This window comes from Arthrobacter sp. TmtSoilC51 (assembly GCF_055388015.1).
The window spans coordinates 3,977,483-3,996,900 of sequence record NZ_AP035877.1 but is presented as its reverse complement, the minus strand read 5'-3'; the positions used below and the strand labels follow the sequence as shown (position 1 = coordinate 3,996,900).

General features: G+C 60.9%; 17 protein-coding genes. 9 read left to right on the top strand and 8 right to left on the bottom strand.

The features are described from left to right. Positions 1 to 29: 29 nt before the first annotated feature. Together ACZ5G6_RS18265 and ACZ5G6_RS18260 are read right to left on the bottom strand one after the other, a co-directional pair. Positions 30 to 881: a hypothetical protein gene (locus ACZ5G6_RS18265; RefSeq protein WP_498687084.1), complete on the bottom strand. Its 852-nt coding sequence runs from the start codon at positions 879 to 881 to the stop codon at positions 30 to 32. Continuing rightward, positions 826 to 1,881 carry a type IV toxin-antitoxin system AbiEi family antitoxin gene (locus tag ACZ5G6_RS18260; RefSeq protein ID WP_498687083.1) on the bottom strand — a complete coding sequence of 352 codons (1,056 nt, stop codon included), beginning with the start codon at positions 1,879 to 1,881 and terminating at the stop codon, positions 826 to 828. Before ACZ5G6_RS18260 ends, ACZ5G6_RS18265 begins: the two co-directional genes overlap by 56 nt. Positions 1,882 to 2,190: 309 nt before the next feature. Here ACZ5G6_RS18260 and ACZ5G6_RS18255 point away from each other — a divergent pair, with 309 nt between their 5' ends. The 3 genes from ACZ5G6_RS18255 to ACZ5G6_RS18245 all read left to right on the top strand — a co-directional run bounded on the left by ACZ5G6_RS18255 (position 2,191) and on the right by ACZ5G6_RS18245 (position 6,877). Beyond that, the gene (locus ACZ5G6_RS18255) at positions 2,191 to 4,596 is read left to right on the top strand and encodes a S8 family serine peptidase (RefSeq protein WP_498687081.1); all 2,406 of its coding nucleotides are present in this window, start codon (positions 2,191 to 2,193) and stop codon (positions 4,594 to 4,596) included. A 107-nt stretch (positions 4,597 to 4,703) separates the two neighbouring features. After that, entirely contained in the window at positions 4,704 to 5,591 is an 888-nt protein-coding gene (locus ACZ5G6_RS18250) for an MBL fold metallo-hydrolase (protein ID WP_498687078.1), read from the top strand. A gap of 116 nt (positions 5,592 to 5,707) precedes the next feature. Beyond that, complete coding sequence (locus ACZ5G6_RS18245; RefSeq protein WP_498687076.1) at positions 5,708 to 6,877, top strand: hypothetical protein; 1,170 nt, start codon at positions 5,708 to 5,710, stop codon at positions 6,875 to 6,877. 82 nt (positions 6,878 to 6,959) lie between these two features. On the opposite strand, the gene ACZ5G6_RS18240 is transcribed toward ACZ5G6_RS18245, so the two are convergent. After that, the gene (locus tag ACZ5G6_RS18240) at positions 6,960 to 7,586 is read right to left on the bottom strand and encodes a hypothetical protein (protein ID WP_223934226.1); all 627 of its coding nucleotides are present in this window, start codon (positions 7,584 to 7,586) and stop codon (positions 6,960 to 6,962) included. 31 nt (positions 7,587 to 7,617) lie between these two features. On the opposite strand from ACZ5G6_RS18240, the gene ACZ5G6_RS18235 reads away from it, so the two are divergent. Together ACZ5G6_RS18235 and ACZ5G6_RS18230 are read left to right on the top strand one after the other, a co-directional pair. Next, positions 7,618 to 8,802 (top strand): DUF320 domain-containing protein, encoded by a 1,185-nt coding sequence (locus tag ACZ5G6_RS18235; protein WP_498687074.1) that lies wholly within the window; start codon positions 7,618 to 7,620, stop codon positions 8,800 to 8,802. Positions 8,803 to 8,905: 103 nt separating this feature from the next. Continuing rightward, positions 8,906 to 10,123: an MFS transporter gene (locus ACZ5G6_RS18230; protein WP_498687072.1), complete on the top strand. Its 1,218-nt coding sequence runs from the start codon at positions 8,906 to 8,908 to the stop codon at positions 10,121 to 10,123. A gap of 159 nt (positions 10,124 to 10,282) precedes the next feature. Here the strand turns inward: ACZ5G6_RS18230 and ACZ5G6_RS18225 are convergent, their stop codons facing one another. Next, on the bottom strand, positions 10,283 to 10,693 hold the full coding sequence (locus tag ACZ5G6_RS18225; protein WP_498687070.1) for a DUF6855 family protein: 411 nt from the start codon (positions 10,691 to 10,693) through the stop codon (positions 10,283 to 10,285). Positions 10,694 to 10,798: 105 nt separating this feature from the next. Next, positions 10,799 to 11,350, bottom strand: a complete 552-nt coding sequence (locus ACZ5G6_RS18220; protein WP_223934222.1) for a hypothetical protein — start codon at positions 11,348 to 11,350, stop codon at positions 10,799 to 10,801. A gap of 106 nt (positions 11,351 to 11,456) precedes the next feature. On the opposite strand from ACZ5G6_RS18220, the gene ACZ5G6_RS18215 reads away from it, so the two are divergent. Genes ACZ5G6_RS18215 through ACZ5G6_RS18205 form a run of 3 tightly spaced genes read left to right on the top strand, consistent with a single transcriptional unit; the run spans position 11,457 to position 13,943 of the window. Then, on the top strand, positions 11,457 to 12,227 hold the full coding sequence (locus ACZ5G6_RS18215) for a phosphatase PAP2 family protein (RefSeq protein WP_498687067.1): 771 nt from the start codon (positions 11,457 to 11,459) through the stop codon (positions 12,225 to 12,227). After that, positions 12,224 to 12,898: a response regulator transcription factor gene (locus ACZ5G6_RS18210; RefSeq protein ID WP_498687066.1), complete on the top strand. Its 675-nt coding sequence runs from the start codon at positions 12,224 to 12,226 to the stop codon at positions 12,896 to 12,898. The genes ACZ5G6_RS18215 and ACZ5G6_RS18210 overlap by 4 nt, the downstream gene beginning before the upstream one ends. Continuing rightward, entirely contained in the window at positions 12,891 to 13,943 is a 1,053-nt protein-coding gene (locus ACZ5G6_RS18205) for a sensor histidine kinase (protein WP_498687065.1), read from the top strand. The genes ACZ5G6_RS18210 and ACZ5G6_RS18205 overlap by 8 nt, the downstream gene beginning before the upstream one ends. Before the next feature lie 5 nt (positions 13,944 to 13,948). Here the strand turns inward: ACZ5G6_RS18205 and ACZ5G6_RS18200 are convergent, their stop codons facing one another. After that, positions 13,949 to 14,701 (bottom strand): ABC transporter permease, encoded by a 753-nt coding sequence (locus ACZ5G6_RS18200; RefSeq protein WP_498687063.1) that lies wholly within the window; start codon positions 14,699 to 14,701, stop codon positions 13,949 to 13,951. A gap of 332 nt (positions 14,702 to 15,033) precedes the next feature. Between ACZ5G6_RS18200 and ACZ5G6_RS18195 the strand changes: the two genes are divergently transcribed. Beyond that, positions 15,034 to 15,222 (top strand): hypothetical protein, encoded by a 189-nt coding sequence (locus ACZ5G6_RS18195; protein ID WP_498687061.1) that lies wholly within the window; start codon positions 15,034 to 15,036, stop codon positions 15,220 to 15,222. A 96-nt stretch (positions 15,223 to 15,318) separates the two neighbouring features. Here the strand turns inward: ACZ5G6_RS18195 and ACZ5G6_RS18190 are convergent, their stop codons facing one another. Then, a complete protein-coding gene (locus tag ACZ5G6_RS18190) occupies positions 15,319 to 16,230 on the bottom strand; it encodes a phosphatase PAP2 family protein (protein WP_498687059.1) in 912 nt (303 codons plus the stop codon). Positions 16,231 to 16,529: 299 nt separating this feature from the next. Continuing rightward, complete coding sequence (locus ACZ5G6_RS18185) at positions 16,530 to 19,235, bottom strand: AMP-binding protein (RefSeq protein WP_498687057.1); 2,706 nt, start codon at positions 19,233 to 19,235, stop codon at positions 16,530 to 16,532. Between the last annotated feature and the right edge of the window lie 183 nt (positions 19,236 to 19,418).

Here is a 19,418-nt window from a genome sequence, read left to right as displayed (position 1 = left end):
TGGGTTGACGCCGCCCCTGGACCTCGCCTCTATGAGCCAAGCCCCTTTGTCAATGCTGCGAATTGCTGGGCCGCTTCGTTGCGTTTGTAAGGCGGGCTTCCGCGGTACAGGCCCCGCTGGAGATCGCCAATGAATTTCTCCGGCTCAAGTTCATCAACTTTTTCCAGGAGTCGTGCACGTTCCGGTGCCTCGAGCAGGCTCGCAAGATGCCTGCCAAAGAGTTCACTCATCGTTAGTGTCAGATCAAAGTCATTAGAGACGAGTAGATCAAACTCATTGTTGTAAATGTGGTCCTCATCGGATGGGCAATCCGCAAGCCACGTAAGTGCTGTCCCGATGTCTTCCGCATCCTTGGTCTTGTGCCATTTGGAACGGTCGGCCAACGCCTCGAGCTTAAGAATGACGTAGAACGATGGAGACACCACCTTAATGGGATCCGTGCCGGGGATCTGAAAGGTTTCGGCGGCATCGAAGGCAGAGACGTAACCGAGAACGTTGATGGGTTGCGAACCTGTGGGAGGATGCACAATGCCCTTTGGGTCTTCTAAGTCTCCGAACGGTATGACGTCGACTGGTGTTGTTTCGACCCGAAACCGTATCGCCGACTTGCTGCTATCAATGAGCTCGAAGGCTGACCTCAGGCGGTCGAGTCCGTTCCACGAAGGCATGGCGAGTGCCACGTCGATATCGCGTGTAGTGCTCAGTTCCTGAGATTCCAGGCCAAAACTCAAGTGAAGCAGATTTCTTGCTTCCGCGCCGACGACCATATCGTTCGTTGTGAGTTCCGTTTTGGCCGCCAGGGTGCTGATTACAGTTGCAAGTGGTTCAAAGCGTGATTGGTCTGAGCCACTGAAGTCGAGGTTCCTCTCGAACGAAAACACTGGCAATCTCCTGTTCCCTGGAATCGATGGATGAGATGAGATCGGCATAGACGAGCAATGGTGGTGCGGTTGTTTCGTTAGTCAGCAAATGCGACTCGTCAACGCTGCGAGGCTCGCCTAGGAAACTGTCCGGAGGCAGACTCCAGAACTTTTTGCGCAACTCAATGTTCGGTGTCGAGCTTCGTCGTAGCCTGTTCACTCGTATGAAATCCGATGTGAGGCTTGGGATGTAGATCGTGGCCGTTCTGGGGTGGATCAATTCCGGGACCGCGGACCCACCACTTACAGTTGCATCAGCGAGGTTTAGGTCCAACCCAAAAGGGGACTCCATTTGGTCGAGGCTGAGGGTCGGGCGAAGTTTGCTTCGATACGCGGCTAACCACGTTTGCGCGGTCAAGGCGCGACCGGAGTCAACCCATTGGCGTTCATGGACCATGCCGGTCTCTTCCAAATAGCGGATGGCCCGAGGGACAAGACCGAGGGAAACTCCTGCCACTTCGGCTAGAAGTCGTGTCGGTGCTTTCATTAGTCGAGGCCACGCAAGCAGGCAAAAAACGAGCTGTGCCGTCTTTGGTGAAGTGAGATCTACTGTGGTCGTTCTGTCGTGTTCGTTGATCCATGTTTTCAACAGATCGTCGGACTTTAGGTTCGAGCGGGGATCCATCTCCACGACCAGGCCGGGCGATCGTATGCTAAGCCGCCCAGCAAGGTCAGCGTGGTTGATCTGCATGTCGCGGAGCTGCGAGCTCAGCATGGGACCAATTTTTGGGGCAAGCACGAAATTCGCGTTGCTCGCTCGCGCGACGGATAGAGCCAAGTTTGGCGGTAGTGGATACTCACCGATTTCGACTGCGTTCAGTGTGGCCTCTACGTCCCCAATCACCAAGCGCAGCTTGTAGTTGGGGAGTGGTTTGTTACGGATGGTGCCGATGCGTCTAACGAACCAGCCTTGATCCCGGCATTGGCGGAGAAAGTTTTCGAAGAGAACGTCGGGGTCCATGTTCAATATTCTAGCTCGTTCAACGAGATTGAACAGCGTTAGATATTGAACGTTTCTTGAAAGCCTCGACTGGGGTTCGAGCGTGCGCAGCTAACGACCCAGGATTAGTAGGCGCGAGACAGACGCATAGGCCTGCTCTTTGTTGGGCAAATCCTCGACAAATCCTCACAAAAGACTTGGCTAATAAGGCAGCCAACTCTGCGTACAATTTTCTGTGGGGGTCAGCTGGTGGTCTCCAGTTGCCCGCGGCCAGCCGTACCGTGCTCAGTCGCCGTTCTAGGATGCCCAACGATGTTAAAAAACTCCCCAATGCGATCGTTGAGGACTGTCGGCTTCGCGCTGACCACGCTCCTCATCACTGGGGGACTGGCTGTACAGCCGGCAGTAGCGGGAGATAGTGACATCATCCCGAGCACCCCGCAATCACTCCGTCCGGCACCTGAGGTGGCAACGGACCAATTTATTGTCGGGTTACGGGACAACGCCGAAGCGGCTGCGGCTGCCGTGGAGCAGGTTGCCGGTCATGCGGCTATGAAGCTCGGAGTCGTTGCCGAGAGCTCGCACCCGAATGCAGCCGGCGGCCAGGTCATCAAACTTGCCAAGGCCCTTTCAGGGACAAAAGCCGAGGAATTCCTGAAGACCCTTCGTGCGGATCCCAACGTTGCCTACGCCGAAGCCGACGCCATCATGTATGCGGCTGCTGATCCGAACGATGCTTACTATTCCGTTCAGTGGGATCTGGCGGAGGACTTGGCTGGTATTCGGCCGGCCGGGGCATGGCAGTACAACCATGGTGAAGGCGTAGTAGTTGCCGTAGTGGACAGCGGGATCACCAGCCATGTGGAGCTCGACGCCAATGTATTGCCGGGCTACGACATGATGTCCGATGCCGCTGATGCACGCGATGGGACTGGCAGGGATGCGGACCCTACGGATCCCGGGGATTGGTCGACAGCAAGTGAATGCGAGGTGGGCAGCCTGCAGATAAATTCCTCCTGGCACGGAACCCACGTTGCGGGCACAATCGCTGCCATCGGGAACAACACTTACGGTGTGACCGGCGTGGCCCCGAAGGCAAAGATCCTTCCGGTGCGGGCGTTGGGTGCCTGTGGCGGGTATTCATCCGACATCGCAGATTCAATCATTTGGGCTGCAGGCGGCGTTGTTAGCGGGGCTCCAATCAATCCCACTCCGGCGCGAGTTATCAACCTCAGCCTCGGTGGTATCAGGCCCTGTTCTGCCACCTATCAAAACGCCATCAATTTCGCCTACAACGCTGGGGCAGCGGTCATCGTTGCTGCTGGAAATTCCAACCGTCCAGCGGCCGACTCCAGCCCGGCCAACTGCCAGAATGTCATCACCGTTGCGGCTAGCGACGGGACGGGAGCGAAGGCGAAGTACTCCAACTACGGGAGCGTCGTTGATGTAGCTGCTCCCGGCGGCGACATGAGTTCCTCGGCTGTGAACGGCATCTTGTCCACCTCCAATTCAGGGACAACCACGCAGGCAACGCCTGGCTATGCGTTCATGCAGGGAACGTCCATGGCTGCCCCTCACGTGGCGGGTCTTGCGGCTCTCCTTTTCTCAGCGGAGGGCAGCTCCTTGACTCCGGAGCACCTGGAACAGCAACTGAAGGAGACATCGCGGCCCCTTCCTGCTGGCTGCCCGGCCGGATGCGGTGCCGGTCTAGTCGATGCAACCGCGGCGCTCACCACGTTTGGCGGGCACCTGCCGGTGACGCCTGCGCCAATAGTATTCACAGACCGGGACGGCACCTCGAACGATACGTACACGATTCCCGCCACGGCCGGCGCTGAGTATTTGGTTGGCGGAAAGGTTGTTGCCGCTGGCACCTATCCGGGCAGCGGGGCAGTGACTGTTACCGCAAGGGCTCTTGCGGATTATTCGTTGGCCCCTGCAGCTGTGGCCGAGTGGAAGTTCACCTTCAAGACCTCCATTCAAAAAATCACTGATTTCGACGGGGACGGCAAGAGCGACGTCCTTGCTAGGGATAGCGGCGGTGTTTTGTGGCTGTACCCAGGCAACGGTTCTGGTGGCTGGCTTGCCGCCCGCAAGATTGGTGCAGGCTGGAATGCCATGACGTCCATTGAGTCACCGGGTGACTTCAACGGTGACGGCAAGATGGATGTCATCGCGCGGGATGCGAACGGTGTTTTGTGGTTGTACCCGGGCAATGGTTCCGGTGGTTGGTTTGCTGCCCGCCAGATCGGTTCCGGTTGGAACGCGATGGCCGCGATCGAGGCACCTGGTGATTTCAATGGGGACGGCAAAGCGGATGTGATTGCCCGGGACGCCAATGGTGTCTTGTGGCTGTATCCAGGTAACGGTTCCGGCGGTTGGTTTGCTGCGCGGCAGGTTGGTTCAGGGTGGAATGTCATGACCGCAATCGACGGCCCGGGCGACTTCAACGGGGACGGCAAAGCTGATGTTCTTGCGCGCAACGCGTCCGGTGCTTTGTGGCTCTACCCCGGCGATGGTTCCGGTGGATGGCTTGCTGCCCGCCAGATTGGTTCCGGCTGGAATGTCATGACCGCCATGGAAGGCCCGGGTGACTTCAACGGAGACGGAAAGATTGACGTCGTTGCCCGCAACGGGTCAGGTGACTTGTGGCTCTATCCCGGTGACGGTACAGGTGGCTGGTTTGCTGCCCGCCAGATTGGTTCCGGCTGGAACGCCATGACGGCCATCCTCTAGCCCGGCCCCAGTGCATCTACTACCGGGTCATTCCGGCTTCTCCCAGCTGCGCATGGGTAGAATCGAGGCCTGAACATCGCCGGATTGCACTGGATACGGAGAACTCATTGTCAGCTTGGCACGAACTTGGCTCGGACAACTACGTCTTGGAAACCGAGGGATCCTTACTCAACACCGGGCTCGTAGTTGGCAGTGAGCTCGCCATGGTCATTGACACCGGATGTGGCCCGCGCCAGGGCCGCGAGATACTTGCTGCTGTCCGGGAAAAGACCCAGCTTCCGCTGGTGGTAGTCAACACCCACGCGCACTACGACCACTTCTTCGGCAACGCTGTTTTTGCGGACGACGGCGTGACAGAGTTTTGGGCGCACGCCAACTGTGCGGCAACCATTGAGCGGGACGCCGACAACCAGCGTCGCTTCGTCACCACGAACGAACCGGAGATGGCCGCTGGGGAGGGCGACGCCGTCGACATCGTTGTTCCGAACGCGATCGTTGGCGACCAGCCGGTTCTGGTGGACCTTGGCGGAATTACGGCGACACTGTTCTATCTGGGTCGCGCCCACACCGACGGTGACCTCCTGGTGGGGACCAACTCGACGCTCTTCGTAGGCGACCTCGTCGAGCAGGGAGCCCATCCTTCGTTTGAGGACTCTTATCCCGAGGAATGGGCAGACGTCCTCCGGCACATCTCCGCTTTGCGTCACCGCTACGAATTCCTGGTTCCTGGCCACGGCAAGCCTGCGAGCGACGAATTCGTCAAGACCATGGCCGACACCATGAGCACCGCAGTGCGGCAGGCAACCCAGTCCATCCGCGACATGCCCAACGATGCCACCAAGGCCATCCCGGTGCTGCCTTATGGACCTGAGCAGTCGCGCTGGTTCATCAAACGGCTCCAGGAGACCAATGCCCAGCACGGACGGGCTGCGGGCGGATCCCTGGCGACGCCTGACTTTGGACCCGAGAAGACTGGCTTTTACCCTTCGTCATAAATGAAGGTTGCTTATAAATTTGTCATCTTGATTACTGCCTCCCCATGGACTATTGGGTAACACCAGTCCTAGGATGAAGTCGACCATCGGTTTGCGGCTACCTGGGGGGTGTCGAGATGAAGGCCATTCGCGCAATTCCGCGCGCTACTCAGATTCTCCGCTCCGTCATGATCGCTGGCGCTGGTACCGCAATTTGGATGGCCTTGTCCGCGACGGCTGCCAACGCCGATTCCGGGATCACCGATAATCACTCGTTGCTTGGTGGAGTGACGTCTTCGGTGTCTTCAACTGTTTCATCAGCCGACGGTGTCAGTACGCAAGCCAACAAGGCGCTCGGTGCCACAACGGGTGCGGTTAAGAAGGCTGTTGGGTCAGTTGCAACTGCCGCCACACCAAAGGCTTCGGGACCCGCGGTCAGTATCCCGGTACCGAACGTACCGCTTCCCGCTCCCGCCAAAGCCGTTATCCCGACGCAACCGATAACCGTGCATGTTCCTGCTGTAACTCCGGTGGTTGGGCAGGTGGCTGACTCCACGGACAAAGTGATCGCCACGGTTCCCGTGGTCAAGCAAGTAGTTCCCGGGAACACGGTTGGGAGCGTTGCTGACAGGCTGGTCAAGCCTGCCACGGGCAGCATTGACGACACCGTTGAAAACGTTCTTCCTCCAGTGAATGATGTCCTGGCGCCCGCTGGGCTGGACCCGGTGACGGACGTGACCAACCCGGTTGCGGCGCCCATCGTTAAGGTCATCGACAGCATCCTGCCGCCTCTCGGCAACGTCCTGCCTCCGGCCGCTGGACCCGGAAACCTGCTTCCACCGCTATTGGGCGGCGGGGCTATACTCCCCGAAACGCCAGGTGCTGGGGATATCCAGCCTCCCGCCGTCGGTACTTCGCCGGCAGCGACTTCAGTCGCCGACGACTCGGCCACGGAATCCGCTGGCCTGCCCCTCGGGACAACCCCGCCCACCTTTAATGCCGGCGTTTCACTGACCTTTGTTCTGGCGCGAGGTTTTGCTCCTGCTTCGTCTGGTGACGTAACCGGCGCCTCTGCCATCGTCGAACCTGAGGCTCCAACCGAGCTGCCTGCTGACCCCGACGCGGCACCCCTCGGTGTCATTGGCGCGGGCTCGGGTACCTCACAAAATGGGCCACCAAGCCCTGCAGCAGCCTTCCTGCACGGTGCGTTGATCGTTCCTGCAGACTCACTTTCTGGTCCAGCAGCGGCCAGCAATGAAGATCATCCAAAGCCGGTGTCCTTCGATCCCGGCTCATCTCCTGACTAGTTCCCCAGCCCAGCCGCGCTTCTACATGCGGCCGATGGTTAGCCGGACGATCCGTAATGGGACGTCTTTGGGAACACGACCTTCAGGAGAAGATCACAATGAACTCGACAATTCGCAGGTGCCTGATCGGCACATGCTTTGCCGGAGGCTTGATCGCCCTCGGCGGGACCGCGGCCAACGCGGCAGATACGACCAGCGGAAAGGACGGCATCCTTTCCGGTACCCAGGTGGTGGCACCGGTGACAGCGCCAGTCAACACAGGCGCAACGTCATTAGCCCTTGTGGGAGATTCTTCCTCAACCACAAAGGCGCCAGCAGCCGCTCCGGCTGCACAGACAGCGCCAGCTGCCAGCACCACCGGTTCCAACGGCGTTGGCTCCGGGACACAGGTAGTCGCGCCCGTAACAGCGCCCATAAACCTGGGCTCGTCATCAGTGGGTCTGCTGGGGGGCTCCACTGCGACGGGCCCAGCCAAACCTGCCGCTCCAACTGCATCAAGCAGTTCGACGCCGGCGGCTGGCACCAACGGTTCCGGAGGTACTGCCTCCGGTACCCAAGTAGTTGCACCGGTGACGATCCCCGTAACTGTGGGATCGACGTCGACGGGTGTCCTGGGGGACTCATCGGCAACGACATCACCAGCAGCAACATCAGGTTCTGCGCCGGCCCAAGCGCCAGCGCAGGCAACAACGTCGGGGGGAGATAGCATCGCATCCGGCGCTCAGGTAGTGGCTCCGATATTGGTCCCTGTTAACATCGGAGCCACTGCCGCGGGTGTGGGTGGAGATTCATCTGCCACGTCCGGCGCACCCTCGAATACGGGCAGCGCACCTGCTGCCGCTACTCCGGGTGCAACGACCAGCGGTTCTGATGGTGTTGCTTCCGGCACCCAGGTGGTTGCTCCGGTTACCGCTCCGGTGACTGTTGGTTCGACGTCGGCTGGTGTGCTGGGTGACTCTTCGGCCACTGGCGCTGGTTCCTCGTCCGGTACTTCCGGAACGGGAACCGCTTCGGGGTCCGGCACCAACGGGTCAAATGGCGTTGCTTCCGGAACCCAGGTGGTTGCTCCGGTTACCGCTCCGGCGACCGTTGGTTCGACGTCGGCTGGTGTGCTGGGTGACTCTTCGGCCAGCACTGCCGGTACTTCCGGTGGGACTGCCCCGGCGGGAACGTCGGGTGCTACGACCTCCGGATCTAAGGGCCTTGGCTCCGGTACACAGGTGGTGGCTCCGGTTACTGCTCCCGTGACTGTTGGTTCGACCTCCGCGGGTGTGCTGGGTGATTCCTCTGCCGGCACAACTGGTACTTCCGGTGGGACTGCACCGGCGGGAACCGCACCAAGTGGCACCACGAGTGGGAGTGACGGGATTATCTCCGGCACGCAGTTGGTTGTTCCGATCACGGCTCCTGTCGCCATCGATTCCACTTCGCTTGGCATCGGTGGCGCTTCGGTAGGATTCATCACGCCTCCCGTGGTGAATCCTCCGGTTGTGAATCCGCCCGTGGTCAACCCTCCCGCTGTGAACCCACCCGTGGTCAACCCTCCCGTTGTGAACCCTCCCGTGGTCAACCCTCCCGTCGTCAACCCGCCAGCGGTTAACGAGCCGGGCGGTGCTGGACTTGGCGTTGGCGGTGCTAACCCTGGCACCAACAATCCGGGTGTCGAGATCGGTCGTGCCGGATCCGGCAACGCTGGCATCGGGACGACCGGAATCGGTGGCACTCAGCTGGGTGGCAGCGTTCTAACCGCAGGCGGCACGCAAGGTGTGCTGACAGCAGGCGCTGCGACCGGCGTCGGGGGTTCCAACTCCCTGGCCACTACGGGATTGGACGGCAGCTTCACCCTCTGGGCAGTTGGCCTTCTCCTCATGGGCTTGGCGCTCGCGGCAGGCGGTCATCGGAAGGCAACTGCTAAGCGCATCTAATCGCCTGGACGAGGCCTAGTCTCGCGAGCAGTTGTTGCGGTTCCGGATCTCCGGAACTGCGACAACTGCGAGGAGGCTGGGTTGGAGTCCTAGGATGAAGGGGATGACAACTACCCAAGAAGAACAAAACTTCAGCCTCCGCAGCATTGCGCTACCGGCCTTCGGGCCAGCGCTGTTGTTCTGTATCGGCGAAGGGGCGGTTCTTCCGGTGATCGCGCTCTCGGCGCGTGACCTTGGAGCATCGGTAGCAGTCTCGGCGTTGATCGTCACGCTAATCGGTTTGGGATCCTGGCTCTTCAATATCCCGGCATCGCTGATCACCATGAGGTTCGGCGAACGTTGGGCAATTGTCGGGGCAGGTGCCGTAGGAGCCCTTGCCCTCGGCGCAGCAGCTTTCGCTCCGCAGATGGAGCACGGGATCTGGCTGCTGGCCGCGGCTATGACCTTGGTGGGCATGTCTGCGAGCGTCTTCAACCTTGCCCGCCAGAAGTACCTCACCGAGGCTGTCCCCGTAATGTTCCGCGCTCGTGCGCTCTCCACTCTGGGCGGTGTCACGAGGATCGGCATCTTCATCGGTCCGTTCATCGGTGCCGGCGTGATGCAGTTCTCCGGAATCAGCGGGGCGTACTGGGTTGGTTTTGTCGGGATGATGGCCGCCGCTGCCTTGTCGCTCACCATCCCGGACTTGGAGGCTCCCGCTACGTCCGACGGCGGACCAGTGATTCCGGCGTCAACGCTGCGAAAGGTGGCCGCTTCACATGCGGGTGTCTTCCTGTCTGTGGGCTTCGGAATTCTACTGCTCAGCGCGCTGCGTGCTTCGCGCCAAGTTGTCATCCCGCTGTGGGCTGATCACTTGGGCATGGACGCGACACAAGCCTCCCTGATCTACGGCCTCTCGGGAGCCATCGACATGTTGGTGTTCTATCCGGCAGGGAAGCTCATGGATCGCAAGGGACGGCAGTGGGTGGCGGTTCCGTCCACGGTGATCATGGGAACGGCGTTGGTCCTCATCCCGTTTACGGGTGGGTTCGTGCCGCTGTTGTTGGCTGCCCTGCTGATTGGCTTTGGCAATGGCATCAGCTCCGGGTTAATCATGACGTTGGGCGCTGACTTCTCACCGGATAACGGAAGGAGCCACTTCCTTGGCATCTGGCGGTTCATTGCTGATTCGGGTGCTACAGGTGGACCGGTACTCTTATCCGCCCTGACTGCTGCCATTTCGCTCGCCGCTGGCGTCTGGGCTACTGGCGTCCTGGGCTTCGCAGCGGTAGCCGTGTTCGCCGTCGCAATACCCAGGCTGAAGCATCGACGGAACTACTAACTCCAAATCTTGGCTGGGTTCCCGGGCGGCGTTGCTTCCGGACCCTGTTTTCGGCTGCCCAGCTGGCAAATCAACCCATTCAGGGTGTTTCCCCGCCGAGCAAGGCTCAAAGCAGGTCAGGAAGCCCCGCGTTCCTGAGTGGTCCACGGGAATAGTTGGTTAGTTGGGGATGGCTCGAACCATGTTGTTGCGTTTCTCGTGGGTCAGTTCGACCAGCCCGAGTTTTTCGAGCAGCGGCGGGACGTACATACCAAAGCGGCCGCGGTATCCTTTGCGGAGCCCGTACCACCCGGATACAGGGTTCATGGGGTCCCGTCCCCATGCTTCAACGCTTCCCTCTGGTGCTGGTTTATTCTCATCGGCCGCGCCCAGAGGCACCCAGTCTTGCTGCTCACGGAGCCAGGTGGACAGATCCTCGATGGCTCGCAGGTGATACCTCAGGGTGGTCGATCCTACTTGGCAAACAAGGGCTGGCGGGTCTGACTCCGGGTCGCGGTACATGGAGTACTCCGACGAGCCCGGTGCCGTGACCAGCACCCATGGGTCTTCTTTGGTTCCTTCAGCAGTCATGACAGGTCCTTTCCCGCGTCCCCGGTTTCAGCGTAGAGGAGTAAGGCTCCCGCACCTACAGCAGGATGGCCGTTTACCGATGTTGGTTTACAGGGCAAAATCCGCCTAGGAGATTGGCTGGCGGGAGCGCCGGAGCGAACGTCCCCGAAGAATCTCTGCCGCGCCGTATCCCAGGCCAAGGACAATCATGCTGCCCAGCCACGCCGTCGACAGGAAGATCAGGACCATCCAGTTCCTGTCCTCGACAGGTTTAAGCGACTGCCCCGCGACGACTACCTGTTCCCCAGCCGGGCGCGCTACCACCGCCATCCGTAGGCCCGGCTCCGGCTGCCAGGTCACGGCATCGGATCCAGTCCGTCTTGCCGCCTCGAGGACTCCGTCAGGAAGGACGGGAAAGGACCCATGAAGGGCGGCTGTGCCGGACATCGGTTTGTTATCCGCCCCGTAGACGATGACGAAGACACCGCTGTCAGGATTCAATTCCAGCGGCGGCGCAGTTGGCGCCGGAGAACCAATGGCTTCAACCCGTGCTGCAGCAGCAGCCGTCGGCGCATCATTCGCTGCGCGGCGGCCCAACTGCTGCAGCGTGACGTAGGCACTTCCGAAGATGAGAGTGACGATGACGGCTGCGGCCAGCCAACCGATGACCCGTTGCATTCCTCCATCTTCGGCCCAATACGGCCAAGACACACGAAGATGCCGAAAAATGGGCATCCAGACCCAAACTCACAGCCCGGCCTGGGACTTCTTAATGAGTTCTTAAATGCCCTCGCGAGAATTGGAAGAACGATACGTCCTGCCGAAGGGTCCCATGTTGCCGCAACCTACACTTCCCCCAGTACCCCTACAGCGGCTGCCAGCGCCCAAACACTGGCTGGCCGTTGGGCTTATGTTGGTGGCAGTCGTCATCGCAGTCGGGCTGGCGGTCCAGGTCGTGCCAGGATTTACGTCGGCTGAGCTGACTGTGGATCAGAACTTCAGCCGCAACCATAACCCTGTCCTGACCGGTTTAGCCCTGGCTTTTAACCTGCTGTTCGAGCCTGTGGTGGGAGCGATGGTGGTGCTCGCTACAAGTCTGTATCTCCTGCTGATTCGACGTTCCCCCCAGAAAGCTGTGCTGTTTGCCCTCACAGTTGGTTCGGGATGGTTAAGCTGCCAACTGTTCAAGGTGGTCATCGGCAGGATCCGGCCCGACCCGGCACTCTTGTTGGACCCGCTGGCGCCGGAGCCGGTATCCAACAGCTTTCCCAGCGGGCACACCTGTCTGGCCGTCGCCCTGGCCTTGGCAGCGTATTTCGTGGCCCGGGGTACCCGAGTGGAGAAGCCCGTTCTCTGGACAGGAATGATCCTCGCAGTGATCGTCGGCTGGTCCCGTGTCTACATCGGCGCGCACTATCCACTGGATGTCATGGCGTCGTTTCCGGCGACCATTGGCGTCGTCGTGTTGATGGCTGGTCTCTGGAACCGTCAAGCACCATCGATCGTGGCCCGGTTCCAGTCCGCGAGAGACCGGCGCGCAACAATGGATTCGTGACCACTGCAACCAAGCCATCCCTGCTCCTGGTCGAAGACGACGTCGTCCTCGGGCCGCTCATCGCCGAGCTCCTTGAGCCGGACTACCAGGTTCACGTTGCCGTCGACGGCCATGAAGGCCTGCATCGGGGACTCTCCCGGATCTGGGATGTGATGGTGGTGGACCGGGGCCTGCCCGGCATGGACGGCGTCGCGCTGATTGCCGCGCTCAGGTCCAGGGGTATCGCCACCCCTATCCTCATACTCACCGCCCTCGGCGCAACGGAGGAGAAGGTCAGGGGACTCGACGCCGGCGCGAATGACTACATGACCAAGCCCTTCGACCTCTTGGAACTGGGAGCCCGGCTAAGGGCGTTGACCCGCAGCTACCAGCAAGAGGTCAAGACCTTCAGTATTGGAGACTGGGAACTGGACCCTTCTTCCAGGTCCGTCCGTTCCATTCACGGATTCCGAACCTCATTGACGGCCAAGGAGAGTGAATTGCTGACTACGATGGCCGCGCAACCGGACCACGTGTTCACACGGGAAGAGCTGATCAATGCCACCTTCAGCCAAGGTGAACTGCCCGGAGTGATCGACACCTACGTCCACCACCTGCGTCGGAAGATCTCCAGATCGATCGTCCGTACCGTGCACGGGGTGGGGTACCAGATCGGCGACGCGAATGACTGAACATCCTGCTCCTTTGGGCCAGGACCAGGCATTCCTGCGTAGGACATCCATGAGAATCGCCCTCGGCATCAGTGCCGCCTGCGCCGTTCTGGTCCTCTGCCTTCTGGCGGCGTCCACGCTTTACCTGCTTAACCAGTCCGGCAGCCCGGAACCGGCTGAACCCGGCGCCGTGTACGCCTATCTAGATACCAACGATCTGATCAAAGCCATGATCATCGCAGGAGCGGCCGGCATCCTTCTGGCCGGGGGCGTTGGATGGCTCAGTGCACGCAGCGCGATCCGTCCGCTGGGTGAAGCGCTGGCCATGCAGCGGCGTTTCGTCCAAGACGCGAGCCACGAGATGCGCACGCCATTGGCCATCCTGGACGCCAGAGTTCAATTGGCGCAGCGCGGCACAGAAGCGGATTCACCGGCCGGGCAGGCGTTGGCGCAGATCCGGAGCGACACGGCCGCGCTGACGGCGATAGTCAACGAACTCCTGGAATCCGCCATCGGAACAGGACAGCAACCGGACATAGCCCTGACCAACGTCGCCGGTGTTGCCCAGGACGTGGTGGACAGTATTCGCCAATTGGCCGTTGACCGAGGCATCACCGTGGATTTTTCCAGCATGGGGCAAGCGCGGACCCTTATTGCTCCTCAAAGACTGCACCGTGCAATCCTGGGTCTGGTCGAGAACGCACTCGTCCATACGCCGGCGGGAGGCCAAATAATGGTCGCCACCACCGTGGCCGGAGGCCAGGCCATGATCACCGTGACCGATACGGGTCCCGGCATCACCGGCATTGACCGGGCTCGGATTTTTGACCGATTTGCCCGAACAACCCATCAGGGCGGGGGCCAACAGCAACGCAGCTTCGGCATTGGGTTGTCCCTTGTTCGCGAGATCGCCGTCTCTGCGGGCGGCTCCGCGGACGTGGCCTACGCGGGCCCGCATGGTACCTCCATGAGGATTACACTGCCCGTAGCAACGACAAATCCAGGCCTCCCACGGGAAGGTGCGGCCCAAAGCTCCCTCCGCCGTTGGCCTTCACGACGCCGGTAGACGAATCACGGGTCCAACGGCGCTGGACGCACCTGAACAGCGGCACGGGAAGCGATGACTGAAACGGCGGTGAAAGCACCGGCGGCCATGATCCCGGCCAGGACCACAATCTGGAACCTCCCGGCTTCAAGGGGTGAAACACCGCCGAAGATCGCCCCGACAAAAGCACCCGGAAGAGTAACTAGCCCCGTAGTCTTCGTTTGGTCAATGGATGGAATCAATGCTGAATAGACGGCGCGACGGGCCAATTCCAACGTTGACCGGCGAGGTGTCGCGCCCAGGGCCAACCACCCTTCCACTTCCTCCCAGTGATCACGGACGGCCTCCGAGAAACGGCGACCGGCCAGGGTCGCCGTGGTCATGGCGTTGCCGATGATGATGCCACCAATCGCCAATGCATAACGTGGAGTCAGCGCAACCGCGCCGCTGGCGAAGATGACGCCGAGCGTCACGGCGACGCCCAGCCCCATGGATCCGCCAACGAGGCCAAGGGTTTTCCAACTCCACCCGATGCGCCGGGCAGCAGTCGTTGCAGCCACAGCAAACATGATCAGCAGTGCCAGCGCCACGAAGCCGGGACTTGAGATGACACCGCTGAGGATGACACTGATAGCTGCTAACTGAACCGTCCCCCGCAGGATCGCCAACGCTGGCGCCCACCTGTAAGGCACTTTATAGGCGGTCAGCGCTGCCGCGGTCAGGGTCACGAGGAGGACGACCCCCAGCAAGGTCGGCCCCAAGGCCTCAATCGTCGTCATCCGGTCAGCCTAGTGTCAGGAAGAAAAGTCTGCGGGACTTGTGGTCAGGAATGGGCCGAAAGGGCGTAGCCTGAGTTTTGAGGATATTCGCTCCTGACGCCGGGCCGTTCCGCGGCGCATCTTGGCGCCACCCGCCTGGCGGCCAGGTTCGCTCAAAGCACGTACACATTCTGTGCGGCCTTCACATTCAATTTCACTTGCGCTAAATCGCAGCGAGTCCGATCCAACTAACCCATCATTGAAGGGCAGTGCTGATAAGAATGCACATCAGGGAAATTTGGAACCAGCTATCTCCGGATACGCGGCAATGGCTTATCGACAATCCCGGGAGCATGATCATCCCGCGTACGGTAACGGCCAAGCTCAACCATGAAAGTGGTGAGGATGGTCCTGTTGACGGGCACGGAGGCACATTGTTGACCGAAGATGACCGGGAATTCATCCATGACCAAGCACGGGCCAGCAAGGATGAGCACGCGGGGGATCCCAGGTTCTTCGATTCCGTACGCCCGGAGGACTGAGGCACCCAAACAAGCGGCGGGTTCCATGCCGGCCGCGCGACTGGAGCGTCGCTCCAAAGGTAAGCTGTCGGCGTCGAGCGCTAAACCGCTGGTTCCCTAGCGCTTCCTGGCCGCCAAGCCGAACAGCCACGTCCCACCAAGCGCGGACAGGTATCCGGCGAGGACTATGAACGCGGTCCCGGACCAGAAGTAGTCCACGGTGCTGTCGGCGCTGAGTCCCGGCATTACTTGGAGCAGTGAGTAGCCTGCCACGATAGCTGCCAGGAGCAAGGCAATGGCGGTCAGCCATACCCAGAGCCGTGATGCAGCCCAGTGCTCGCCGTAGCCCTTCCAAACATTCCAGCTGCTTCCGGTGCGGAGGATCAGCCAGCCAGCGGGCAGCATGACAGCGCCCACCACAAGGAAGGCTGCTACGACGTCGGAAGGCCGGTGCCATTGATTGATGAGCGTGGAAACTCCAGTGGCCACGGCGAACGTGCTGCCAAGGAAGCCTGCCAGGGGCCGCCAGCGGGGCGAGACCATGAGGAAGACCGCCGCAGCAGCAGAAGCTGCCAACGTTGTGTGGCCGGACGGCAGTGAGTTGAGTTCAAGTGTCTGCACACCGCGGTCTGGCCTGTCGGGGATAAAGAACTTGAGTACCTGGGTAGCCAGATTGGCGGCGATGCACGCGGTGATGGCAATTCCTGCGGCGGTCCAACGGCGACGCGCCACCGTCACGAAGAGCACCACCAAGGTGGCGATTGCCAATGACAGGATGGGCAGCATATCCAGGAATTTCGTGGAGGCCCTGCCCGCAGATCCGCTCAGTTCGGTGGCCTCGACCAATGCTGACTCGTCGATGAACTGACCCATGGTGGTCCGCACGAAGAAGTAGTACGTGGCAATCAAGCCCAGCATGCTGGCGATGGTACCGAGGCAGAAAAGCAGTCCTGTACCGAGGCCGGGCTTGCGACCTTGTGCTGACCGGTCAGGGGACATTGCCAGGGAGCGGGACTGCTGGGAACTCATTGAATCTAGACTGCCACAGTTCGCTGGAAGGCTCATGTGAAGATGCCTCTGGCGTGGCGTATATATCAATAAGGCGCCTTATGGTCAAGGGTAAATCGGCCTACTCTTAACGTATGGAACCTACTACAGGCCTAATGCTGGCGTTGCTGGCTGTGATTGTCTGGCTGGGGATAACCATTGTGCCGCTGATGCTGCTGGCTCCGTCGCATTCTCGGGAAGATGGGACCTCCGCGAACCGGAGGGGCCGCCGCGAGGGTCACAAGAGGGCGTTTTCGGGCGCGCGACCGGTCTTCTCGCACTCATCCGCGCGAACGCGATCGATGCGGCATCCTCGTATCCAGCACTGAAACCCCGTCCGGCACTGAACCCCCATCCAGCACTGAACCCCCACCCAGCACTGAACCCCCGTCCGGCTGTGAGCCGGAGGAATTAACGTGGCGCCGCTTTTGTCGGTCACGAAGCCACCGCTCCACGCTGCCCATGGCCCGCGTCGCAGTGGCCCAGTAGGCCACGCCCACGAGCAATGATGCCGCAAGGGCCAGTCCCTGGTTGGCCTGTTCAAAGAGCGGATACACGAGCCAGTGCGTGACGTAGATATACAAGGATGAGCTGGCCAAAAGTGCCGTGATGCGGTGCAGGCCACGCGGCACGGGCAGGGTAGGGATCCAGAGCAGGATGAGGAAGCCGGCCAGGATAGTGGCGCTGCGGTATTCGTTGCTGAAGGACCCTGGAATCGTCAGGAGGGCGAAGGCGGTCATGGCAGCGCGTTGCCACCGCTTTCTGGATACAGCAGCAGCCCATCCGAAGGCGAACAGCCACAGGACAGGCCCTTGGCCAGGGTACGGCAACTCGATGACGTCGAAGCGCTGCAGGAGGTCGACACCGGCCAACGCGAGAGGAAACGCCCACGGCCATCTGCGCAGTGCACGGTCTACCGCGGGTATGGCCAGCAGGACAGCCAATCCGACCAGGATGTGAACCAATACTTCGACAAACCAGAAGCGGGACATGTCAGTCCACCCCTGCGGGCCCACGAGCGAGTTCAACAAGAGCACGTTGTGCCAGCCGTAGTCGTCAGTGACGGCGAACGCGGCGCCGATGACCACGACGCTGGGTATGACAATCCGCGCCACGGCACGCAACTGCCGACGGAGCCGTTCCCGCCGGGATCCCGTCAGCTGGAAACGGGCAAAGTTGTAGCCAGCCACCGCCATAAGCACGTGCGCGGTGCCTTCCCAGGAGAAGAATTTGATGTGCGTGGCCACGATGAAAATGATGGCCACCGCACGCAGCACGATCCCCGTTTCCATGCGTGCCGACAACTTCCCCCGCCATGTACGGAGAAATCCCTTGCCCATGGCACCCGCATCTTCCGGGGTTCGATGAGTTGTGGGCTTAGATGCCGGGACGAGCTCGCAAATGGGCATCAGGTGCCACCCTTGAGGGGTGCGGCCCAGCGCGCGCTCAAGCCGGACTGACGCAGCTACATAGGAGAGCGAATCTCCGCCAAGGGAAACGAAGCTGTCCGTCTCTGCGATGTCCTGGCGTTCCAGGACGTCTGCGAAGATCTCACGAACAGTCTCTGTCTCAGGCGCGGGTTCCGAGGACTGTGCCCCGTGGCCCCGCTCGGACTGCGCAGGCAATGCGAGGATGGCCGGATAATCAGGCTTCCCATTGCCGAGCCGTGGAATGTCTGGCACCGAATGCAGCTGGACGGCTGCGCGCGGTAGGCCCAGATCCTGCGCCAGGCTCTTGGCTACCAAGGCGAGATCGTGGTGACCTTCCACCGCGGCGACCACAGCGTCGTCGGAGCCGGCGGCAGCGGCTGTTAGTCCAAGATCGGCAAGGAGCCGTTCCACCCGTCCCAGGTCAACGCGCAGACCAACGATTTTCACGAATCGGCTGCGCCTGCCGACGATCTCATAGAGTTCATCAGGTCCAAGCCGGGCAAGGTCCCCCGTGTGGAGCTCTGTGATTTCCCGCCCAAGGGCCAGGTCTTCGGGCTTTTCTGCGTAGCCCAGCATGACATTCGGGCCTGTGTAGACCAGCTCGTGGTCGTCCAACCCCGGGACCGGTTCGAGCCGGAATTCTCCGCCGGGAATCGCGACTCCAATGGCCTGTGGATGCTCCGCCGCCAGGTCCGGCGGCAAGTAAGCCATGCGGGCTGTGGCTTCGGTCTGCCCGTACATGACAAAGAGGTCCCAACCGCGCTCGCGGCCCAACTCTGCATAGGACCGGACGCGCTCCGGAGCAAGGCGACCTCCGGCCTGCGTGATGTAGCGCAGGCTCGGAACGTCCATGTGCTCGAATCCCGCACGGTCCAGAAGCTCGAAGGTGTAAGGCACGGCAGCGAAGGAGGTCACCCTCTGGGAACGGACCAAGTCCCAAAAACAGGGGTCCACTACGGAGAGGTCCGTCAGCGCCAGAGATGCGCCTACCAGAAGATGGCTGTTCACCACGCTCATCCCATAGCAGTAGGAGAGGGGGAGTGTTGTGGCGGCAGTATCGCTGGGGCGAAGGTGCAAGTACTGTGCGATGGCTGCCGCGTTCGCCTGGATGGAAGCCCCGGAAAGGCGAACGAGTTTCGGTGATCCCGTGGAGCCTGACGTGCTCACCAGAAGCGCCAGATCCGGGTGCAACTGGTGTGTTGTCTCGTATCGGCGCACTTCCAGGGTGGGTTCACCGTTGGAGGCCCGGGCAATGATGTCCGGATCGTAGGCCGCGATGAGTGTTTCGGCTGCTTTTCCGCCGCCCGCGGGCAGGATAAGCAACGGATGGCCTGACGCCAGGGCGGCGAGATACACGGTCAGGGACGGCAGGGTGTTGTCGGCTTCAAGGGCGATCAGGCGCCGCGCAGGGCCGAGTTTGCGTGCCATGTCCTCCACTCGCGCGGCAAGGTCGCGGTAGCTGATGGTGCAATCCCCGGTGCTGATGGCGGTGCGGTCGCCGAAAGACGCCAGGTTGGTGGCGAACGAGATTCGGGCCACATCCGGTTGGGTAGTCACGGGCCAATGTAACAAGGTAAACCTAACCTAACTCAACTGGATAATGCCTTGGCTAAGAATCATGACGCGATTGGCGGCGCCCCCGGCAGGCTACCGACGTGAGGCTGCCGCAACACTCCTGTGACGGTTGACACGTGTTAGGTGACCGGAATAGGCTTCCTCACACGTGTTAGGGAAGGAAAT

What these genes read in the sequence shown, in the direction of transcription:
- ACZ5G6_RS18230 (WP_498687072.1), top strand. Translation starts at nt 8,906, where the DNA reads ATGACAACTACCCAAGAAGAACAAAACTTCAGCCTCCGCAGCATTGCG.
- ACZ5G6_RS18240 (WP_223934226.1), bottom strand. Translation starts at nt 7,586, where the DNA reads ATGCTATCTCCCCCCGACGTTGTTGCCTGCGCTGGCGCTTGGGCCGGC.
- ACZ5G6_RS18205 (WP_498687065.1), top strand. Translation starts at nt 12,891, where the DNA reads ATGACTGAACATCCTGCTCCTTTGGGCCAGGACCAGGCATTCCTGCGT.
- ACZ5G6_RS18225 (WP_498687070.1), bottom strand. Translation starts at nt 10,693, where the DNA reads ATGACTGCTGAAGGAACCAAAGAAGACCCATGGGTGCTGGTCACGGCA.
- ACZ5G6_RS18220 (WP_223934222.1), bottom strand. Translation starts at nt 11,350, where the DNA reads ATGCAACGGGTCATCGGTTGGCTGGCCGCAGCCGTCATCGTCACTCTC.
- ACZ5G6_RS18260 (WP_498687083.1), bottom strand. Translation starts at nt 1,881, where the DNA reads ATGGACCCCGACGTTCTCTTCGAAAACTTTCTCCGCCAATGCCGGGAT.
- ACZ5G6_RS18200 (WP_498687063.1), bottom strand. Translation starts at nt 14,701, where the DNA reads ATGACGACGATTGAGGCCTTGGGGCCGACCTTGCTGGGGGTCGTCCTC.
- ACZ5G6_RS18195 (WP_498687061.1), top strand. Translation starts at nt 15,034, where the DNA reads ATGATCATCCCGCGTACGGTAACGGCCAAGCTCAACCATGAAAGTGGT.
- ACZ5G6_RS18190 (WP_498687059.1), bottom strand. Translation starts at nt 16,230, where the DNA reads ATGAGTTCCCAGCAGTCCCGCTCCCTGGCAATGTCCCCTGACCGGTCA.
- ACZ5G6_RS18215 (WP_498687067.1), top strand. Translation starts at nt 11,457, where the DNA reads ATGCCCTCGCGAGAATTGGAAGAACGATACGTCCTGCCGAAGGGTCCC.
- ACZ5G6_RS18245 (WP_498687076.1), top strand. Translation starts at nt 5,708, where the DNA reads ATGAAGGCCATTCGCGCAATTCCGCGCGCTACTCAGATTCTCCGCTCC.
- ACZ5G6_RS18255 (WP_498687081.1), top strand. Translation starts at nt 2,191, where the DNA reads ATGCGATCGTTGAGGACTGTCGGCTTCGCGCTGACCACGCTCCTCATC.